The following is an 18,716-nucleotide window of genomic DNA, read 5'->3' as shown; positions in this document are numbered from 1 at the left end:
TCACCAACCCGGGCTTCGAGACCGGCGGAACGGACGGCATGCCGTCCTGCTGGGAGAAGTCCGGCTGGGGCGACAACGACTTCAGTTTCGCGACCGTGAGCGACGCCCATTCCGGCTCCAAGGCCATGAAGGTCACGCTGACCCGCCGGGTCGACGGCGACCGCAAGGCGCTGATCACCGAGTCCGCCGCGTGCGCGCCGGTGGTCACCGCGGGCAAGCAGTACGACCTCGGGCTCTACTACAAGACGACCACCCCCGACGCGGCCATCACGCTCTTCCGGCACGACACGACGGCGGGCTGGCAGTACTGGACCGATCTCAAGACCCTGGACATGGCGGCGGCCTGGACGCAGGCGACGGTGCGCACTCCGGCCGTCCCGGCGGGCACCGACCGCATCACCTGGGGCGTGTCCGTGTACGGCACGGGTTCCGCGACGACCGACGACTACACGATGGAGCAGGTCGCCGACCCCGTTCCGCCGGCCACCTGCACGAGTACGGCCGAGGAGTGCGCGAACGGGAAGTGGACGGTCCTGCCGACGCAGAACCCCGTGCGCTCCATGCACTCCGTCGTCCTCAAGAACGGCAAGGTGCTGCTGATCGCGGGTTCCGGGAACAGCGAGGAGAACTTCGACGCGGGCACGTTCACGTCGGCGGTCTACAACCCGGCGACCGGCTCGTACAAGGTGATCCCCACGCCCAAGGACATGTTCTGTGCCGGGCACGTCCAGCTCGCCGACGGGCGGGTGCTGGTGATGAGCGGCAACAAGGCCTTCCCGGTCGCGGGCGGGCACGGGTACGAGGGCTACAAGGACTCGTACATCTTCGACCCGGTCACCGAGACGTACAGCAGGACGAACGACCTGAACGACGGTCACTGGTATCCGTCGGCCACCGAGCTGGGCAACGGTGACATCATCTCGTTCGGCGGTCTGCGCGAGGACTCCTCGGGTTCGGTGACCGCCGAGCGGTGGTCGAACGCCCAGCAGCAGTGGCTGCCGCTGTGGCAGGTCAACCAGACGTGGTCGTTCTGGGGTCTGTACCCGTCGATGATCCTGATGCAGGACGGCCGGCTCTTCTACTCGGGCAGCCATGTCTTCGGCAACGGCACCCCGGGCACCGGCTCGGCGATCTACGACTACGACGCCAACACCACGACCGCGGTCCCCGGTCTGCAGAACAAGGACGAACGCGACCAGTCCGCGAGCGTGCTGCTGCCTCCCGCACAGGACCAGAAGGTCCTGACCATCGGCGGCGGCAACATCGACTCGAACCCGGCCGCCAACCGGCTCACCGACATCATCGACCTCAAGGCCGCCGGCCCCGCGTACACGGTGGGCCCGCAGATCCCGCAGGGCACGGTGGACCTCGGCAACGGCAAGGTGGCGCAGACCGGCGCCCAGGGGAAGATGTACGTCTCCGCCGTACTGCTGCCCGACGGCAAGGTCCTGGAGACGGGCGGCGGACTGCACAACCGAGCCGACCCCGTCTACGAGGCGTCGGTCTTCGACCCGGCGACCTCGACGTTCGACCCGGTGACCGCCGACCCGGAGGCGCGGGGCTATCACTCCTCCGCGTTCCTGCTGCCCGACGGCCGGGTGATGGCCACCGGTGACAACCCGGGCAACGGCACCTGGAACCACAACGTGTCCATCTACACCCCGCCGTACCTCCTCAAGGGCGCCCGCCCGACGATCACTTCGGTGATCGACAGCGAGTGGGTGTACGGGGACACGCAGCGCATCACCGTCGACCGGCCCATCGTGAAGGCGGAGTTGATCCGGCCCGCCGCGGTGACGCACTCGTCCGACCCCAATCAGCGGTTCGTGGACCTGCCGCTGAGCGTGGACGGCAACAACATCGACCTCAATGTGACGAGCAACCCCAACATGGCGCCGCCCGGCTGGTACATGCTCTTCGCGGTCGACGCCAACGGGGTTCCGTCGGTGGCCAAGTGGGTGCACCTCCAGGGGCCGTCCGCACTCGCCGCGGACACCGCCTCGGCGCATGTCCACTCCTTCGCCGATTCCCTGGAGGGAACGGTCACGGAGCCGGGCAGGAAGCGGACCTCCCAGAAGGTGTCCACCACCATCTCCGGCTGCGACCGCCACTACGGCACCGTCAACGTCTGTGTGCCGACGGCCTTCCCGGACGGGGTGCGGAAGACGACGGCCTCCCGTTGCGCGTGGCTGAAGAAGAACGACTACGGACGGCTGAGGATCAACGGAAAGGACGATCCGCTCGGACTCGATCCCAGCAGGGACGGACTGGCCTGCGGCGCGAAGGATCTGATCAGGCGCTAGAGCGGGAGCGGGGGCCGGGGCCGGGGCCGGGGGACGACCCCGGCCGGCGGCCCGTCAGGTCGGATGGCCGGTCCCGTACTCGCGGAGCTCACCGACCGGTCCCGAACTCCGCGAGGGCGCGCTCCACGACCGATTCCAGCCGGTCGTGGTGCGCGCCCTTCCAGTAGGCGCGCCCGCACTCCTCGCACTGGGCGAAGACGTCGTACGACCGCTCGGTGCCGCTCTCCAGCTGGTCCGCGACCTGCTCCTTGGTGGCCCTCCCGAGCAGGCCGTTGCACGCGGTGCAGCGTGTCCAGGGCTTCAGTTCGGGTGCGAACCGGCCCAGTACGTCGCGGAGTTGGTCGTCGGGGCGGGTGCTGTAGACGAAGCCGCCCGCCCACAGTTCGCGGCGCCGCAGCAGTCCGCGGTCGCGGCTGAGCAGCACGCGCCGCTCGGCCGCCGAACGGGCGGCGAGAGCCGGGTCGCCGATGTCGGTGGACTCGTACGCGGTGTCGACGCCGAGGAGGCGCATCCGGCGGGCGAGGGTGCCGAGATGGACGTCGAGGAGGAAGCGCAGGGGGGCGCCGGGGACCCGCTGCGGGCGTTCGACCGGGCGGACCCGCACGGACTCGCCCGCGGCCGGGATGTGCGAGAAGGGCACGTCACGCCCGTCCACGACCAGGGTGCCGACCTCCGTCAGCGGGACGCCGAGCGACTCGACGACATGACCGAGGGTGGAGGAGCCGTCGGTGCCGACGGGGGTGACTCCCGTGCGGCGTGTCTGCGGGACGAACAGCCCCAGTTCGGGGGCGAATTCGATGTGGATCTCCGGTCCGTTCACGCGGTCAGGATGTCATGCGGGGCGCACCCGCGGCCTCCGGGTTTCCCGGCTGCAGACCGTGTTCCAGGACGTTCACGGCGCGCTCGACGAGGTCCGCGAAGTCGTCCCCCTGGCCGGTCTCGGCCCAGTACAGGGAGGTCTCCATCAGACCGCCGATCAGCGACATCGCGAAGACACGGACCTCCAGGCTGTCCGGGTCCCGCCCGACGCGCTCCCCGATGGCCCGGCTCAGCAGCCGCCCGGTGACGGACATGCTCTCCATCATCCGGGAACGCACGGCGGGGACCTCGACCATCAGCCGCGTCCGGAGCCGGGTGACCTCGGGGTCCTCGGAGTTGCTGATGCCGATGGCCTTCCTGAGCACATGGCGCAGGGACTCGAACCACGGTTCGTCCGCGGGGCGCTCCCGCAGCTCCTGTTCCAGGAGCGGGTCGTACTCGTCCGTGAGGACGATGTCCTCCTTGGTCGGGAAGTAGCGGAACACCGTGGACGGGGAGACCTCGGCCGCCTCCGCGATCTGCTCGATCGTCGTCGCGTCGTACCCCTGCTCCTCGATCAGCCGGTACGTCGCCTCGCGGATCGCGATGCGGGTCTTGATCTTCTTCCGCTCACGGAGCCCGGGCTGGGGCTCCGTGGCGGGAGTGGAACTCTGTGCGGTGGCGGCCATGGTCCTCATTGTCCGGCATCAGCCGGGGCCGGGGCCATGTCGGTGTCCTCCTCCGGTACGGGGGCGGACCGCCGGGGGTTCGGCAGCAGGGCCGCCGCCAGCAGGGCGGTGAGCAGGGACGCGACCCCACTGACCAGCAGGACCAGGTCCATGCCGTGGATGTACGCGGCGTTCGCGGAGGCGGCGAGGGCGGGGTCGCCGAGCCGGTCGGCGACCACATGGGCGCCGACCACCGAGTCGGCGGCGACGTCCGCGGCGGCGCGCGGCAGCGCGGAGGTGCCGAGGCGGTCGGCGTAGGTGCTCGCCAGCAGTGAGCCGAGCAGGGCGATGCCGATCGCGCTGCCCACCTGGCGCACGGTCATCAGCAGTCCGGAGCCGCTGCCGGCCCGGTCGCGGGGGAGTGCGCCGAGGGCGGCGGACATCGCGGGCACCACGGCGAAGCCGAAACCGAGCCCGGCGATGGACAGCCACAGGGCGGTGACGCCGTACCCGTCGTCGACGGTCGTACGGCTGCCGAGGAACGCGGCGAAGGAGAGGACGACGAGACCCGCGCTGATCACCGCGCGCGCCCCGAACCGGGCGAGCAGCGGCTGAGCGCCCCGGGAGGCGATCAGCAGGCCGCCCATCATCGGCAGCATCCGCACGCCGGTCGCGAGCGCGTCGTGTCCGAGCACCGCCTGGAGGTACTGCGGCAGTACGAACATCAGGCCGGACAGCACGAACATGACGAGCGTCGCGGCGAGTGTGTTGAGCAGGAAGCCGCGCTGGGCGAGCAGGGAGAGGTCCAGCATCGGGCGGGGGCTGCGGCGTTCGCGGACGACGAGCAGCGCGATCAGGAGGACGGAGGCGGCGAAGCAGCCGAGGACGAGCGGGTCGCCCCAGCCGTGGGTCGGAGCCTCGATGATGGCGTAGATCAGGACGCTGAGGCCGACCGCGGTGAGCGCGGTGGAGACCGCGTCGACCTTGGGCGCTGCCGGGTCTCGGGTCTCGGGGAGCAGGAGGACGCAGGCGGTGATGCCGATGGCGGCCATCGGCACGTTGACCAGGAAGACCGAGCCCCACCAGAAGTGGTCCAGCAGCCAGCCACCGATGATCGGGCCCAGCGGCAGGCCGAGCGCCGAGGCCGCGGAGACGGCTCCGACGGCCTTGGTGCGCTCGTCGGGTCCGAACAGCGAGGGCAGGACGGCGAGCGCGAGCGGCATCACCAGCGCGCCGCCGACACCCATCAGGGCGCGGGCGGCGATCACCCAGGTGACGTCGTCGACGAGGGCGCCGACCAGGGAGCCGGCGAGGAAGACGCCGAGGCCGGTGATGAGCATGCGGCGCCGTCCGAAGCGGTCGCCGAGCAGGCCCGCCGGGAGCATCAGGGAGGCGAAGACGACGACGTACGCGTCCGCCATCCACTGCTGCGCCCCGGTGGACGCGCCCAGGTCCCGGGCCATCGTCGGCAGCGCCACATTGAGGATCGTCATGTCGAAGCCGAGTACGAGCATGCTCGCGACCAGGGCCCCGAGGGCCCACCAGCGGCGGGGGTCGCGCCGAGCGGCGTCGTCGTGCGTGGAAGTCTCCATAAATTGAAAGTAACTATCAAAAGATAAATGCTGTCAATTCATCGGGACTATCAGTTCGCGGGAAGGGGTGGCTGAGGCGGCGTTCGCGGTGCCGGAAACGCGCAGTGGCCGCGGCTTGGGAGCCGCGGCCACTGAAGAGGAGGGGGGAGGGGTGGGTCAGCCGTGCCGGTAGGCCACCAGCGAGATGCCGACGTAGTGCACGATGAACGCCGCGAGGGTGAGGGAGTGGAAGACCTCGTGGAATCCGAACCAGCGCGGTGACGGGTTGGGGCGCTTGATCCCGTAGATCACTCCGCCCGCGCTGTAGAGCAGACCGCCGACGATCACCAGGACGAGGACGGCGATGCCTCCCGTCCGCATGAAGTCGGGAAGGAAGAAGACGGCCGCCCAGCCCATCGCGATGTAGCAGGGCGTGTAGAGCCAGCGCGGGGCGCCGACCCAGAAGACCCGGAAGATGATGCCCGCCGTCGCGGCCGCCCAGATGCTCCACAGGAGCCACTGCCCCTTGGCCTCCGGCAGCAGCAGCATGGTCAGCGGCGTGTAGGTGCCCGCGATGATCAGGAAGATGTTCGCGTGGTCGAGTCTGCGCAGGACGCCGTCCATCCGCGGGCTCCAGTTGCCGCGGTGGTAGAGGGCGCTCACCCCGAACAGGAGGCAGGCCGTCAGGGCGAAGATTCCGCAGGCGATGCGGCCACGGGTCGAGTCCGCCAGCGCGGTGAGGACCAGTCCGGAGACGAGGGCGGCCGGGAACATGCCGAGGTGCAGCCAGCCGCGGAGCTTGGGCTTGATCTCTTCCGACAGTGAGTGCGCGACAGACGCGGGGCCGGCGGCCGGCGTGTCCGTGGGCGCGTCGGGGACGGACGCAGTCATGGGCCGAATCGTACCTACGGAACCGTAAGTTACGCGTCAGTACCGCGTAAGTGAACCGCAATAGTGGCCATGATCTCACGCGGATGGCCGGGCGTCGCGGGGGCGCTTGCGGTGAACCCGGAGCGAGCGGGGGGAAACCCTCCGGCGAGTGGTGATGCTCACTCCGCTCAGGTGTGAGGCCCTCTGGACATATGCGCGGCTCAGTCGGATCATCAAATGAGTGCGGTCGGCACCGGATGAGCGCCAGGGGTTCAATCACCGTGAAGCATCCGGGTCGCAGCCCCCACGGGGCACAACAACAAAACCCCTCATTTAGGAGCAATCGTGGCGCGCGACATCGCGGCTCCCGTCCCGACCAACCACAAAGAACTGATCTCGTGGGTCAACGAGATCGCCGAACTGACCGAGCCGGACAGTGTGGTCTGGTGTGACGGATCCGAGGCCGAGTACGAGCGACTGAGCGAGGAGCTCGTCCGTAAGGGCACCTTCAAGAAGCTCGACCCGATCAAGCGCCCCAACTCGTACTACGCCGCTTCCGACCCGACCGATGTCGCGCGGGTCGAGGACCGTACGTTCATCTGCTCCGAGAAGGAAGAGGACGCGGGCCCGACCAACCACTGGAAGGCCCCCGCCGAGATGCGGGAGATCTTCCAGGGCCAGGGCGGTGAGGGTGGCGTCTTCCGCGGCTCGATGCGCGGCCGGACGATGTACGTCGTCCCGTTCTGCATGGGCCCGCTCGGCTCGGACCTCTCCGCGATCGGCGTCGAGATCACCGACTCCGCCTACGTCGCCGTGTCGATGCGCACCATGACCCGCATGGGACAGCCCGTCCTGGACGAACTCGGCAACGACGGCTTCTTCGTGCGTGCAGTGCACACGCTCGGAGCACCGCTGGCCGAGGGCGAGACGGACGTGCCGTGGCCGTGCAACTCCACGAAGTACATCTCGCACTTCCCGGAGACCCGCGAGATCTGGTCGTACGGCTCCGGCTACGGCGGCAACGCGCTCCTCGGCAAGAAGTGCTACGCCCTGCGCATAGCCTCCGTCATGGCGCGGGACGAGGGCTGGCTCGCCGAGCACATGCTGATCCTCAAACTGACGCCGCCGCACGGCGAGTCGAAGTACGTCGCCGCCGCCTTCCCGAGCGCCTGCGGCAAGACCAACCTCGCCATGCTGGAGCCCACGATCTCCGGCTGGACGGTCGAGACGATCGGTGACGACATCGCCTGGATGCGGTTCGGCGAGGACGGCCAGCTGTACGCGATCAACCCCGAGGCCGGCTTCTTCGGCGTCGCGCCCGGCACCGGTGAGCACACCAACGCCAACGCGATGAAGACCCTGTGGGGCAACTCCGTCTTCACCAACGTCGCGCTCACCGACGACAACGACATCTGGTGGGAGGGCATGACGGAGGAGACCCCGGCACACCTGACCGACTGGAAGGGCAACGACTGGACGCCGGAGTCCGCCGCGCCCGCCGCGCACCCCAACGCCCGCTTCACGGTGCCCGCCTCGCAGTGCCCGATCATCGCGCCCGAGTGGGAGGACCCCAAGGGCGTGCCGATCTCGGCGATCCTCTTCGGCGGCCGCCGCGCCACGGCCGTGCCGCTGGTGACGGAGTCCTTCGACTGGAACCACGGTGTCTTCCTCGGCGCGAACGTCGCCTCCGAGAAGACCGCCGCCGCCGAGGGCAAGGTCGGCGAGCTGCGCCGCGACCCCTTCGCCATGCTGCCGTTCTGCGGCTACAACATGGGCGACTACATGGGCCACTGGGTCGACGTCGCCAAGGACAAGGACCAGGCGAAGCTCCCGAAGATCTACTACGTGAACTGGTTCCGCAAGAACGACGCGGGCAAGTTCGTGTGGCCCGGCTTCGGCGAGAACAGCCGCGTCCTGAAGTGGATCGTCGAGCGCCTCGACGGCAAGGCCGAGGGCGTCGAGACCCCGATCGGCGTCCTGCCGACCCGGGAGTCCCTCGACACCGACGGTCTCGAACTGGCCGACGCCGACCTCGACTTCCTGCTCACGGTCGACAAGGAGGTCTGGCGCGAGGAGGCCGCCCTGGTCCCCGAGCACCTCAACACCTTCGGCGAGCACACGCCGAAGGAACTGTGGGACGAGTACCGCGCGCTGGTGCAGCGCCTGGGCTGACACCCCCTGTGACTCCGCGGCCGACCGAGTTGCCCTGACCTGCGACCGTTGCGGAGGTCGGCCGCGGTGACAGCACCCCGCCGGGGTCCCGCGCACACCTGTGCGGGACCCCGGCTTTTTCGTCCCCTCCACCCCTGCCCGCGCCGGAACGGCTGAAAAAGCGAGGATTTCGCGGGACACTCCTGACATCTTCCGGTGAACCCCGAAATGAGGTGGGCGGGGTGCGCACGCCTGTCAGTGACCCCATGAAGATCGGTCCGTACCGCATCGTGGGGCGGCTCGGCTCCGGTGGCATGGGATGGGTGTATCTCGGCCGCTCGCCCGCCGGGCGCGAGGTGGCGGTGAAGGTGGTGCGGCCCGAACTCGCGGCGGAGGGCGAGTTCCGGGAGCGCTTCGCGCGCGAGGTCGCGGCGGCGCGCGTGGTCAGCGGCGCCTACACCGCGGCCGTCGTCGACGCCGACACCGAGGCCGAACTGCCCTGGCTGGCCACCCTGTACGTGCCCGGCCCCTCGCTCGCCGAGGCGGTCCACGCCGACGGGCCCCTGCCCGAGCCGCAGGTACGACGGCTCGGCGCGGGCCTGGTCGAGGCGCTCCAGGCCATCCACGCCGCACGCGTGGTGCACCGCGACCTCAAACCGGCGAACGTGCTCCTCGCCTCCGACGGGCCGCGCGTCATCGACTTCGGGATCTCCCGCGTCGACGGCGCGCCCGGCCTCACCCAGGTCGGCGTCGTCGTCGGTACTCCGCCCTTCATGTCGCCCGAGCAGATCAAGGGAGCCGCGGTGGGCCCGCCCAGCGACGTCTTCTCTCTCGGCGGGGTCCTGGTGTACGCCCTCACCGGGCGCCCTCCGCACGGCAGCGGAGAGGCGGTGCGCTACCGGGTCGTCCTCGCCGAACCCGAACTCGACGGCATATCCGGGCCGATGCGGGAACTGGTCGCGCGCTGTCTGGCCAAGCGGCCCGAGGACCGGCCCCAACTGGACGATCTTCTCGCCGGGTTGCTGGAGCAGGAACCCCGGCAGGCGGTCTGGCCGCCGCCCACGGTGGCCCACAGCATCAAGGCGCGCACCCGGGATCTGATGAAACGCCGCAAGGAGAGCAGCAGCGTGTCCGTACCCTCCTGTCTGCTGTCGCACGCCCAGGCGCTGCTCGACGCCGGGCTGACCGATGCGATGGTCGCCGAGGCGGTGGCCCGTGGCGACGCCTGAGTCCGTTTCCGGCCGCGGGCACGAGATCCTGGAAATCGGTACGCACTGGCGGCAGCTGGTGCAGAACTGGGTGGCCAGACGGAATTTCCACACCGCGACCGACACCGTTTCCGTCTCCATGCAATTCGACCTGGAGGAAACGGGCCGGATGATCACGGTGCGATTCATGACGACCAAGAGACTGCTGGTCGCCTTCGCGACCGACGGTCATTTTCTGCGCCGGGATCAACTCGCCGTCGCCGCGGCCGCGTCGAACGCGTGGAATACCGAACAACTGAACCCCATGCTGTCCGTGTGGGACGTGCGGGGGCCGCGCCCCTGTCTCGCAGGGGTGTGCGATCTTCCCCTGACCTGTCGAATGACGCAAACGGATTTCGATGCTTTGGCCAGCGATTGGGTGGAACGGGCGAGACAGATGTTCACCCGCTGCAATCAGGTGTTCGAGTTGTAGAAGATATGCCTGTTGCGTGACTCAAACCCTTACAAACGCGCGCCGGTTTCCGCCACTATGGGCAAGTGCTTTTCAGGGCCGCGGGGGTGCTGCTTTGGGCCACGGGGGGTTGTCGATGCGGCGTTGGCTTTCTTTGATGGTGTTTGCCGGACTGCTGGTCGCACTCGCTCCGGCGGGGCCGGTGGCGGCCGAGGAATCGTGCGGCCCGCACTTCGACGAGCGGCTCCGGTGCTGGGCCCGGTCGGTCGGCGAGGGGACGGTTCACGTCACCCTCGACCAGGAGGTGCGGTTCGACGGCACCGCCGAGAACCGCGAGGGCTTCGAACGGACCCTGCTGGCCGGGCACCCGGGACTCGTGGTCGAGGTGCCGCGGGGCGTGCACACCGGAGCGGGTGGAACAGCACTCCTGATGCTGGCGGACCCGAAGGCGAGGCTCGTCGCGAAGGACGCCACCATCGACGCGCTGCCGGACGACGTCCTGGCCGAGCTGGATTCCCTCGGGGCCTGCGAAAACAAGGACGGCAGGAGCGGCAAGGACGGCAAGGACCTCTGCGCCCCGCTCCGTCAGGGCCGCCCCCTGAGCGGCGGTGAATTCGTCGCCGCCGACATGGCCGTCGACCTCTCACGGCACACGTACGCCATCAGCGGCCCCGCGGGCACCTCGGCCGGCACGCCCGCTCCCACCGGGACCACCACCTCCGGCAAGGACGACCGGAACGAGAAGACCGGGAAGGTCGTCCCCCCCGATCCGGGACCCGGCCCCGACCCCGTCGCCGATTCCGGCTGGGACACCGCCACCCAGGTGCTCGCCGTCCTCTGCGCCGTGCTCGTCCTCCTCCTCGGGCTGCTCCTCTTCCTGATCCGCCGTTCCTCCCACGCCGTCGGCACCCTGTCCCGGCGCGCGCTCGCCGTGCCGGGCGTCGGTGCCGTACCGACGACCGTCGCGGCGCCGCGCACCCGGGCGCCCGACGAGGCCACCACCCGCCTCAGGGTCACGCCGACGCCCCGCCACGGACGGCGGGTCGGCAACGTACCGGGACCCGCCCGGTCCGCCGTCGTCCGCAGCGAACTGCACCCGCAGGGCTATGTCGAGGTCGACCACGTGCTGTACCGGGCGGTGTGGGCCGAGCCGGGCCGCCCGCCGCCCGCACCCGGCGGACTCGTCGACGTCACCGACGCACGGGAGCGGGACTCCGACGTCCTCTACGCGTTTCCGCCGACCGCCGGACGGCACGCCAAAGCCGGCCGGCCCTGAGACCAGGAGAGATCCCCATGTACAGCGAATACCCGCCCACCCTGCCGGCGGAGTACGCCGACATCGAGTTCGAGAACAACGCGCAGCGACTGCCGCTCGTGCTCTGCCTCGACATCTCGAGCTCCATGGCGGGTCAGCCCATCCAGACGCTCAACAACGCGCTCGCGGAGTGGACCCGGGAACTGCACGACGACGTCAGCCTCAGCTACAGCGTCGAGGTCGCCGTGGTCACCTTCGGCGGCAACGGCGTCGCGGCCTGGCGCGGGCCCCAACTCCTCGCCCCGCGCGCCCCGGTGAGTCCCTTCGTGCCCGCGCACATGTTCCAGCCGCCGCAGCTCGCCGCCGCCGGGGTCACCCTGATGACCGAGGCCCTCGAACTGTCCATGCACATCGTCGCCGCCCGCAAGGCCGAGCTGCGCGCCTCCGGACTCCAGTACTACCGGCCGCAGATCTGTCTGGTCACCGACGGACTGCCGACCGACGCCACCGGCCATCTCACCGACACCTGGCACCGGTTGATCCCGGTGCTCGCGGACGAGCAGCGTGCCCGTCGCTTCCGGCTGTACGCGATCGGCGTCGGCGGCATCACGGACAGGGGCGAGCAGGTGCTCCAGGCGTTCGCGCCGAAGTTCAACGCCCGGCTGCAGGGATTCCCGTTCCGCGAGCTGCTCCAGATGATGTCCGCGAGTGCCAACGCCGAGCAGAAGGGCGCGGGCGACGAGGTCTTCGAGAAGATCTTCAGCCAGTTCAAGACGCAGCGCCCGGCCTGGGAATCGTGACCGATGACCGGATGGGATTCCTGACTGATGACCGGAGTCGACGAGCGGGAGACGCCGTGGCGGATCCACGGCATGAGTGTCGAGGGCTACCGGCACCGCCGGCAGGGACTGCCCTGCCAGGACGCCTGCGCGTACGCGGTGACCGCGTCCGTGGCGGTCCTCGCGGTCGCGGACGGCGCGGGCAGCAGACCGCGCTCCGAGGAGGGCTCGCGCCTCGCGGTCGAGCTGGCCGCCGAGCACTTCGCGCGCCGGGCCGCCACCGCGGCGGACCGCCGTCCCGGCGAGGCCGTGCACGAGCTTCTGGAGGACGCCTTCCACGACGTCTGCAAGGTGTTCCTGGACCGGACGGGTGCCGACGCGGCGGACTTCGCGACCACGCTCACCGTGGTCGTGCTCGCGCGGGGCTGGCTCGGCCATCTGACCGTGGGCGACGGCTTCGTCGTCCTGCGGGCCGGTACGGAGGACGGGGAGCGGCAGTTCCATCTGCTGCCGCAGCCGGCGGCGGCCAGCGAGTACAGCAACGAGACGGTCTTCCTGACGTCGCCGGACGCGGCTCGCTGGGTGCACACCGACTGTGTGTCCGACGAGGGGATCGACGGGGTGCTGCTGTCCACCGACGGACTGGCGCAGGCCGCGCTCAATCGTTCCGGAGGCGGCGCGCTGTCCCCGAACGCGTCGTTCGCCGAGGCCGTCTTCCGCTCCCTCGACGTTCCCGGTCCGGTGAGCGACAGCGCCCACGAGGGCCTCGCGACCCTGCTCCGGTCGGACCGGCTCACCGCCCTCAACGCCGACGACAAGACCCTGCTGCGGGCCGTGCTCAAGGCGCGCCCATGAGCGGCCTCACCGTGTTCCTGGACGGCAAGCCGGTCACCCTCGCCGAGCTGCCCCTCAAGGGCGGCGGCCAGGCGGCCGTCTTCCCCGTCGTCGGCGACGACGGCATCGTCGTCAAGCTGTACCGCGAACCCCCGGGCCCCGAGCAGGAGCGCCGGCTGACGCGGATGCTGACCATGTCCCCGCTCGCGGCCCGCCCCACCGACGCCTCCCAGCCGCCCGAACTGGCCTGGCCGACCGCCCTCGCCCGCGGTCCCCAGGGCGAGTTCCTCGGCTACGCCATGCGCCGCTTCGGCGAACCCCAGCACGTCCAGCTGATCGGCCTGTTCACCCGGGCCCAGCGCCTCAAGCTCTTCGCCGACCGGGCCGACTGGCGCTTTCTGCTCGGCGTCGCCTGGAACCTCGCGTTCATGACCGCCCGTATGCACTACGACAACCTCGTCATCGGCGACTTCTCCAGCAGCAACGTCGTCGTCGACGCCAACGGCTTCGTCACCTTCCTCGACTGCGACTCCATCGCCTTCGACGACCCGGTGACCGGGGAGCTCTTCCCCTGCCTGATGCACACCACCGACTACTCGTCCCCCGAGCGGCAGGCAGGCGGCCCCGCCACCCGCGCCACCGACGACTTCGCGCTCGCGGTCCTCGTCTACCAGCTGCTGACCGCGGGCAACCACCCCTTCGGCGGCGTCCCGCACGACAGTGCTTCCGAGTCGACCGTCAAGGACAACATCGCCGCGAGCTGCTCGTACGTGGTGCGCCCCGAGCGGGTCGTCATCCCGCGCGGCACCATCGACCCCTCCGTGCTCCCGCCCGAACTCCTCGCCCTGGCCCGCTCCGCCTTCGGTGCCGGCGTGCACGACCCCGCCACGCGGCCCCCGGCGGAGGCGTGGCTGCGCGCCCTGGACAAGGAGCGCGCGCTGGTACGGGTCTGCCCGGGCCGCCCGCTGCACGCGTTCGGCTCGCATCTGACCGCGTGCCCCTGGTGCACCCGGGCGGCGCTCACCGGGCACGACGTGTTCAACGGGCCCGCCGCGGTGCCGGCGCGGAGCGCGCCGCCGCAGGCACCGACGCCGGGTGAGCCCTGGCCCGCGGCGCTGAAGGTGGCGCTGCTCATCCTGGTGGTCGTGATCCTGGTGGTGATCGCGGCGAACGCGTGAGCCGCGGTCACTGCGAGCGGCCGCGCTCCTCCAGGTACCGCGTGTGCGACTCCTGGCGGCGTGCCTCCGTCTCCCGCAGGGCCGTCGCGAGCCGCTCCGACTCCTCGTGCAGCAGGCCGAGCTGACGTTCCAGGTGGCGCTCCGGGGGTTCCGTGCCCGGGGTCAGGCGGGTCCACCACCGGGTGCGGACGAAGGTGTCGACCGCCTCGGGGATGTCCTGCCGTACGGCGCGCGACAGGGCGTGCACGCCTTCCGGGTCCTGGGCTAGGACCTCGGCGACCCAGCCGGGATCGAGCAGGGCGGCGAGGACCTCGGTCAGCTCGGTGAGCCGGCCCGCGGCCGCCGGGGGCAGCTCGACCCCGTCCAGGTACGTCCGCAGTGTGCCGAAGTCGGCACGGAGTTCCTCCAGTTGAGCCGACGGGTCCGGGAAGTCGGGAAGGGCCGGGCGTTCCGGCGGGGCGATCAGCGCGCCCGCGCCGTACAGGCCCGCGACGACGACCGGCCAGTCAGGGCCCGCGACCCCGGCGAAGGTCAGCGCGAGTCCGGCGATCCCGCACGCGCTGCCGGTGAGGTTCTTGCGGGACTCGAGGAAGCCGACGAGCCTACTGGTAGCCACGGATCTCCTCGAAGGCGCCGTCGAGCGAGCCCTTCCGGGCATCGAAGAGACGGCCGCCGGTCAGGTCGGCGATGTGCTGGAGTTCGCCGCGGTCGGAGTCGCCGAACAGGATGGGGAAGACGGGGATCTGCCGCTGCCCGCCGGGCAGCCGGCCGTAGAAGTCGTCGAAGTCGGACGGGCCCGCGCCCTTGGTGTTCTCGCCGTCCGTCATCAGCACGATCGAGGTGAACGTGTCGTCGTCGGCGCCCAGATGCTCGTACGCCTTCTCCAGCGAGGTGTAGATGGCGGTGTCGCCTTCGGCGCTCAGCGCGCGGGTGTCCTCGCGGATGGCGTCGAGCCCGGCCTTCGGGTTCCCGGGGCGGACGACGTGCGTGCGGACGCTCTTGACCTGTGAGCCGAACGGCATCAGGGTCACTTCCTCGCGGTCGCGGAAGTCGCCGGTCAGATCGCCGAGTGCCTTCTTCAGCCGGTCGAGGCGGTCGCCGTCCATCGAGCCCGAGGTGTCGAGGACGTAGACCGTCCTGGACGGTCGGCGCAGCTTGTTCTCGTAGGAGTCGAGGAGCCGGTCTGCGACGGACCGGGTTCCCGGGAAGGGGAGTTCACGCCGTCGTCCGGTGTCGAGGCCGGCCGCAGGGGCGACCGAGGCGACGACCGGGCGGCGGTGCGTCAACTCGGTGATCCGCTTCTGGGTGGCCGGCGCGCGCAGTGCCTCGGCGAGGCGCCGGACGGTCTCGCGGGTGTCCTTGGAGGACGCGGCGAGGGAGGAGAGCGGATAGTCGGCGGTCACCACGCCGTCGCGCGGGCGGATGACCGTCAGGCCCCGCACGCCCTTGAGGACGGACTCGTAGTTGAGCAGGGCGTCCACGGTGCCCCGGCGCTGGTAGGCGGTGGCCAGCCAGCCCGACGAACCCGACGTCAGCCGCTGCCCCTCGAAGAATTCCCGCAGTTGGGGCGTCGCCCTGTCCACATCGGCGTCCGTGAGCGCCGACTGGGCGCCGGACAGTCCGGAGGCCACCGAGATCAGCGTGGAGAAACCGGAGTTGGAGCGCGCCGGATCGGTCATGCCGTACGTCAGCTTCCCGTCCGCCACGGCCTTCTCCACCTGCGACCAGGTGACGTCGTCCGGCTTCCAGCCGAGGCTGCTCACCGTCGTCGCCTTGACGCCGATGGCCACCGGGCTCGACATGACCGGTGTCTCCGAGACGACCTTCTTCGCGGCGTCGGGGCGCAGGTGCAGATAGGCGTTGGAGGAGAGCCACAGGGCGTCGAACCTGTCGTCCGCCGTGCCCCGAGCGATCAGGTCCACGGCGGCGAGGGTGCCCATGTAGGCGGGCTTGACCGTGATGCCGGTGTCCCGCTCGATCCGGTCCAGCACCGGCTTCATGTCGCCGAGTTCGCTGGAGGCGAGGACACGGAGGGTGCCGGGCTCGGGGGCGGCGTCGGCTCCGGGCTTCCGTTCTTCCTGGGCCGTGCACGCGGTGACCGCGAGCAGGGCCACGACGGCGCAGGCCGCCCGTCGGACGGTTCTCATCAGAACCCGTCCTCCAAGGCGCCCTGTGAGCGGCTGCGCTCCAAGTGGGCACCGGCTTGCTGGAGTTCGGTGGTCAGGGACTCCACGGTCGCGGCCATCGTCTCGGTCGCCCGCGCCTTGTACGTGTCGATCGCGTCCAGGGTGCGGTAGATCTGCTGGAAGGCGTTGCGGAGGGTCTCGGCGCCGACGGCCGGGTCGGCGGCGATGCGCTGGATCTCGCCGCTCTGGCCGGCGAGCATCTCGGCGTTGCCCCGGATCAGGTCCTCGGTCGTGCCGCGCAGGGCGTTGACCTGGTCGACGACCTTGCGCTGGTTGTCGAGCGCGGAGGCGAGCATCACGGAGATGCGCAGCGCGGAGACGGTGGTGGTGGCCGCGCGGTCGACGCCCTTGATGAGTTCCTCGTTGTTGCGCCTGACCACGTCCATCGCCAGATAGCCCTGGGCGCACACCGCGAGCTGGGTGAGCAGGTCCTGGTGCTTCTGCCGGACCGGGAAGAGCACGTCGGACCGGAGCGTGTCCGCCTGCGCGGGGTCCGCGGCCTCGGCGCCCGCGATGTGGTCCTCGACCGCGGTGTCCAGGGCCTGGGCCAGGACGACGTACTCCTGGAGCTTTCCCATCGTCTCCCAGAGCCGGACGCGTTCGGTCTGCAGCGCCGCGCTGTCCCGGCGCAGTTCGTCCTGGCCGCCGCGCAGCGAGCCGACGATCTTGTTCAACGTGCCCTGCGCGGAGGCGTACTTGGCGACGTGGTCGCGCAGCCTGTTGCCGCCCGGCAGCTTGGACAGGAACTTCCGCCCCTTGCTCGCGGACAGGTCCCGCGGGTCCAGGTCCTCGACCACGCGCCGCAGTTCGACGAGCGAGCCCGCGACGTGCGACTGGGCGTCCTCGCCCTTGGAGGGCAGGCTGCGGATCGTCCGTTCCAGCATGCGGTTGGACTGGGCGGCGGCGCCGCGCATCTCGCTCGACCCCAGACCGGTGATCTCCCCGACCTTGCCCGCGAATTCGGGTGAGCGGGCGTCCAGGTGGGCGAGTCCGCCGACGTACTCCGCGGCGCGTCGCGCCATCTCGTCCCGCACACCGGGGTCGACGGGGACGAGTCCGCCGGCCTTCTCACGGGGCACGGGCGCGACGGCCTCTGGCGGTGTGAGGGTGAAGGTGTCTTCAGTGGTCACTTGCTCTCCCCCTGGTTCCCGGCCCGGCGCGCCATCTCGTGCAGCACCTTGGAGGCGGGCACGGGCGCCTGCCGGACGCCGGTCAGCTTCTGATTGAGATACGTGGCGTGGGCGGCGGTCGCCGCCGTGAACTCGCCGGTGGCGCCCTGCGGCCGGAACCCGTGCCGGACGGCGAGCTTGCGCAACGCCGGCTCGTTGCTGAGGAGTTCGCCCAGCGCGCGGCCCTCGGGCGTGAGCGGTACGACCGTGTGGTCGCTGTTCGCGGTGGTGTCCGGGTAGAGGACCGTGAGGTCGCCGGTGTCCTGGCCCTCGGCGAGGAGGGCGGCGATCTGCGACTCGTAGACGAGGACGAGCGGATTGCCGGCGCCGCTGACGAAGTCCCGGAACTCCGCGTCGGTGCTGGACTGCTGGGCGCCCTGGACGCTGACGAGCTGGTGCATCAGGGGTGCGGTGCGGTCGACGGCGGCGTCGTCGGCGGCGACGCGCCCGCCGTCGGCGACGTAGGAGGCGGCGGCGAGGTAGAGGGCACCGGAGTTGGAGGTCTCCGGGTCGGTGCTGGCGATGTACAGCGTGCCGGTCAGTTCACCGTGCGCCTTGGCGCCCTTGAGCTGCTGCCAGGTCCGGTCGTGCCGGGCCGCGTCCAGATAGGCGGCCATCCTCAGCGTCCCGCTGTGCTCGTCGAGGGTGGCGAGTCCATTGGCGGCGAGGACCTGGGCCGCGCTCCGGTGGGCCACCACGACGAGGGGCGAGTAGAAGGGCCGGGGCAGCGGCTGGCGCACGTGGTACTTGTCCGCGAGCTCGTCCGCCGGTGCCTGGCTGGAGGGGAAGGCGAAGTCGTACCCCTTGAGGTCGAGGCCCTCCATGGCCCAGGACCCCGAGGTCTCCGTCTTCACGGTGTAGCCCTTGGCAGCGAGGGCCTTCACCACGTCGGGGTCGGCGAAGAACTCCGCCTTCTCCGAACCGATCACTCCTTGCACGGTCTTCGTTGCCGTGCCCTTGTCCTGACCAGTGCGGCCTGCGACGACGGCTGCTGCCACTCCGCCGATCAACAGGACCGCCAGGACGATTCCTGCGATGCGTCTCACGCCTGGAGCGTGCACCTCGGAATCCAACGTTCCCGGTCTCGGGGGGTGAACACGGGGTGACCACCGGGTCCCGGTACGCAACCGGAGGGAGGACCGCCGCTACGCGGGCGCGTGCAGAGCGCGTGCAGGGCGCTCGCAGGGCACGTCCGGGGCGTGGAGGGCCGGTTGCGGCGGCTGTGGCACCGGTCCGCGCGTCGCTGCGGGAGCGCGCGGACCGGGGCCGTACAAGGGGGCCTCGGGCTCGGGGAG

The 18,716-nt window shown here is 70.5% G+C and carries 16 protein-coding genes; 8 read left to right on the top strand and 8 right to left on the bottom strand.

Going from position 1 to position 18,716, the window contains the following annotated elements:
• Positions 1-38: 38 nt before the first annotated feature.
• A complete protein-coding gene (locus ACWD68_RS20970; RefSeq protein ID WP_451807971.1) occupies positions 39-2,303 on the top strand; it encodes a galactose oxidase-like domain-containing protein in 2,265 nt (754 codons plus the stop codon).
• Positions 2,304-2,391: 88 nt separating this feature from the next.
• Here the strand turns inward: ACWD68_RS20970 and ACWD68_RS20965 are convergent, their stop codons facing one another.
• The 4 genes from ACWD68_RS20965 to trhA all read right to left on the bottom strand — a co-directional run bounded on the left by ACWD68_RS20965 (position 2,392) and on the right by trhA (position 6,231).
• Positions 2,392-3,123 carry a Mut7-C RNAse domain-containing protein gene (locus ACWD68_RS20965; RefSeq protein WP_451807926.1) on the bottom strand — a complete coding sequence of 244 codons (732 nt, stop codon included), beginning with the start codon at positions 3,121-3,123 and terminating at the stop codon, positions 2,392-2,394.
• A gap of 4 nt (positions 3,124-3,127) precedes the next feature.
• Entirely contained in the window at positions 3,128-3,799 is a 672-nt protein-coding gene (locus tag ACWD68_RS20960; RefSeq protein ID WP_451807925.1) for a TetR/AcrR family transcriptional regulator, read from the bottom strand.
• On the bottom strand, positions 3,796-5,361 hold the full coding sequence (locus tag ACWD68_RS20955; RefSeq protein ID WP_451807924.1) for an MFS transporter: 1,566 nt from the start codon (positions 5,359-5,361) through the stop codon (positions 3,796-3,798). Before ACWD68_RS20955 ends, ACWD68_RS20960 begins: the two co-directional genes overlap by 4 nt.
• A gap of 156 nt (positions 5,362-5,517) precedes the next feature.
• On the bottom strand, positions 5,518-6,231 hold the full coding sequence (trhA, locus tag ACWD68_RS20950) for a PAQR family membrane homeostasis protein TrhA (protein ID WP_451807923.1): 714 nt from the start codon (positions 6,229-6,231) through the stop codon (positions 5,518-5,520).
• A gap of 324 nt (positions 6,232-6,555) precedes the next feature.
• Between trhA and ACWD68_RS20945 the strand changes: the two genes are divergently transcribed.
• From ACWD68_RS20945 to ACWD68_RS20915, 7 genes are all read left to right on the top strand, one after another.
• The gene (locus ACWD68_RS20945) at positions 6,556-8,382 is read left to right on the top strand and encodes a phosphoenolpyruvate carboxykinase (GTP) (protein ID WP_451807922.1); all 1,827 of its coding nucleotides are present in this window, start codon (positions 6,556-6,558) and stop codon (positions 8,380-8,382) included.
• 245 nt (positions 8,383-8,627) lie between these two features.
• Positions 8,628-9,590: a serine/threonine-protein kinase gene (locus ACWD68_RS20940; protein WP_451807921.1), complete on the top strand. Its 963-nt coding sequence runs from the start codon at positions 8,628-8,630 to the stop codon at positions 9,588-9,590.
• A complete protein-coding gene (locus tag ACWD68_RS20935) occupies positions 9,577-10,041 on the top strand; it encodes a hypothetical protein (protein ID WP_451807920.1) in 465 nt (154 codons plus the stop codon). The genes ACWD68_RS20940 and ACWD68_RS20935 overlap by 14 nt, the downstream gene beginning before the upstream one ends.
• Before the next feature lie 136 nt (positions 10,042-10,177).
• Positions 10,178-11,296 (top strand): hypothetical protein, encoded by a 1,119-nt coding sequence (locus ACWD68_RS20930; RefSeq protein ID WP_451807919.1) that lies wholly within the window; start codon positions 10,178-10,180, stop codon positions 11,294-11,296.
• A gap of 17 nt (positions 11,297-11,313) precedes the next feature.
• A complete protein-coding gene (locus tag ACWD68_RS20925; RefSeq protein ID WP_451807918.1) occupies positions 11,314-12,075 on the top strand; it encodes a vWA domain-containing protein in 762 nt (253 codons plus the stop codon).
• A gap of 27 nt (positions 12,076-12,102) precedes the next feature.
• Positions 12,103-12,909, top strand: coding sequence for a PP2C family serine/threonine-protein phosphatase (locus ACWD68_RS20920; RefSeq protein ID WP_451807917.1), 807 nt, complete (start codon positions 12,103-12,105; stop codon positions 12,907-12,909).
• Positions 12,906-14,066 carry a hypothetical protein gene (locus ACWD68_RS20915; RefSeq protein WP_451807916.1) on the top strand — a complete coding sequence of 387 codons (1,161 nt, stop codon included), beginning with the start codon at positions 12,906-12,908 and terminating at the stop codon, positions 14,064-14,066. Before ACWD68_RS20920 ends, ACWD68_RS20915 begins: the two co-directional genes overlap by 4 nt.
• A 7-nt stretch (positions 14,067-14,073) precedes the next feature.
• Here ACWD68_RS20915 and ACWD68_RS20910 read toward each other — a convergent pair whose 3' ends face one another.
• The 4 genes from ACWD68_RS20910 to ACWD68_RS20895 are packed head-to-tail and all read right to left on the bottom strand — an operon-like array spanning position 14,074 to position 18,467.
• A complete protein-coding gene (locus tag ACWD68_RS20910; RefSeq protein ID WP_451807915.1) occupies positions 14,074-14,682 on the bottom strand; it encodes a hypothetical protein in 609 nt (202 codons plus the stop codon).
• Complete coding sequence (locus tag ACWD68_RS20905; protein ID WP_451807914.1) at positions 14,669-16,213, bottom strand: substrate-binding and vWA domain-containing protein; 1,545 nt, start codon at positions 16,211-16,213, stop codon at positions 14,669-14,671. Before ACWD68_RS20905 ends, ACWD68_RS20910 begins: the two co-directional genes overlap by 14 nt.
• Positions 16,213-17,382 carry a toxic anion resistance protein gene (locus ACWD68_RS20900; RefSeq protein ID WP_451807913.1) on the bottom strand — a complete coding sequence of 390 codons (1,170 nt, stop codon included), beginning with the start codon at positions 17,380-17,382 and terminating at the stop codon, positions 16,213-16,215. Before ACWD68_RS20900 ends, ACWD68_RS20905 begins: the two co-directional genes overlap by 1 nt.
• On the bottom strand, positions 17,379-18,467 hold the full coding sequence (locus ACWD68_RS20895) for a hypothetical protein (protein ID WP_451807912.1): 1,089 nt from the start codon (positions 18,465-18,467) through the stop codon (positions 17,379-17,381). The genes ACWD68_RS20900 and ACWD68_RS20895 overlap by 4 nt, the downstream gene beginning before the upstream one ends.
• Between the last annotated feature and the right edge of the window lie 249 nt (positions 18,468-18,716).

The organism is Streptomyces sp. NPDC005141, from assembly GCF_053599975.1.
Note: the sequence above shows the minus strand (reverse complement) of the source record. Positions and strands in the feature narration are given on the sequence as shown.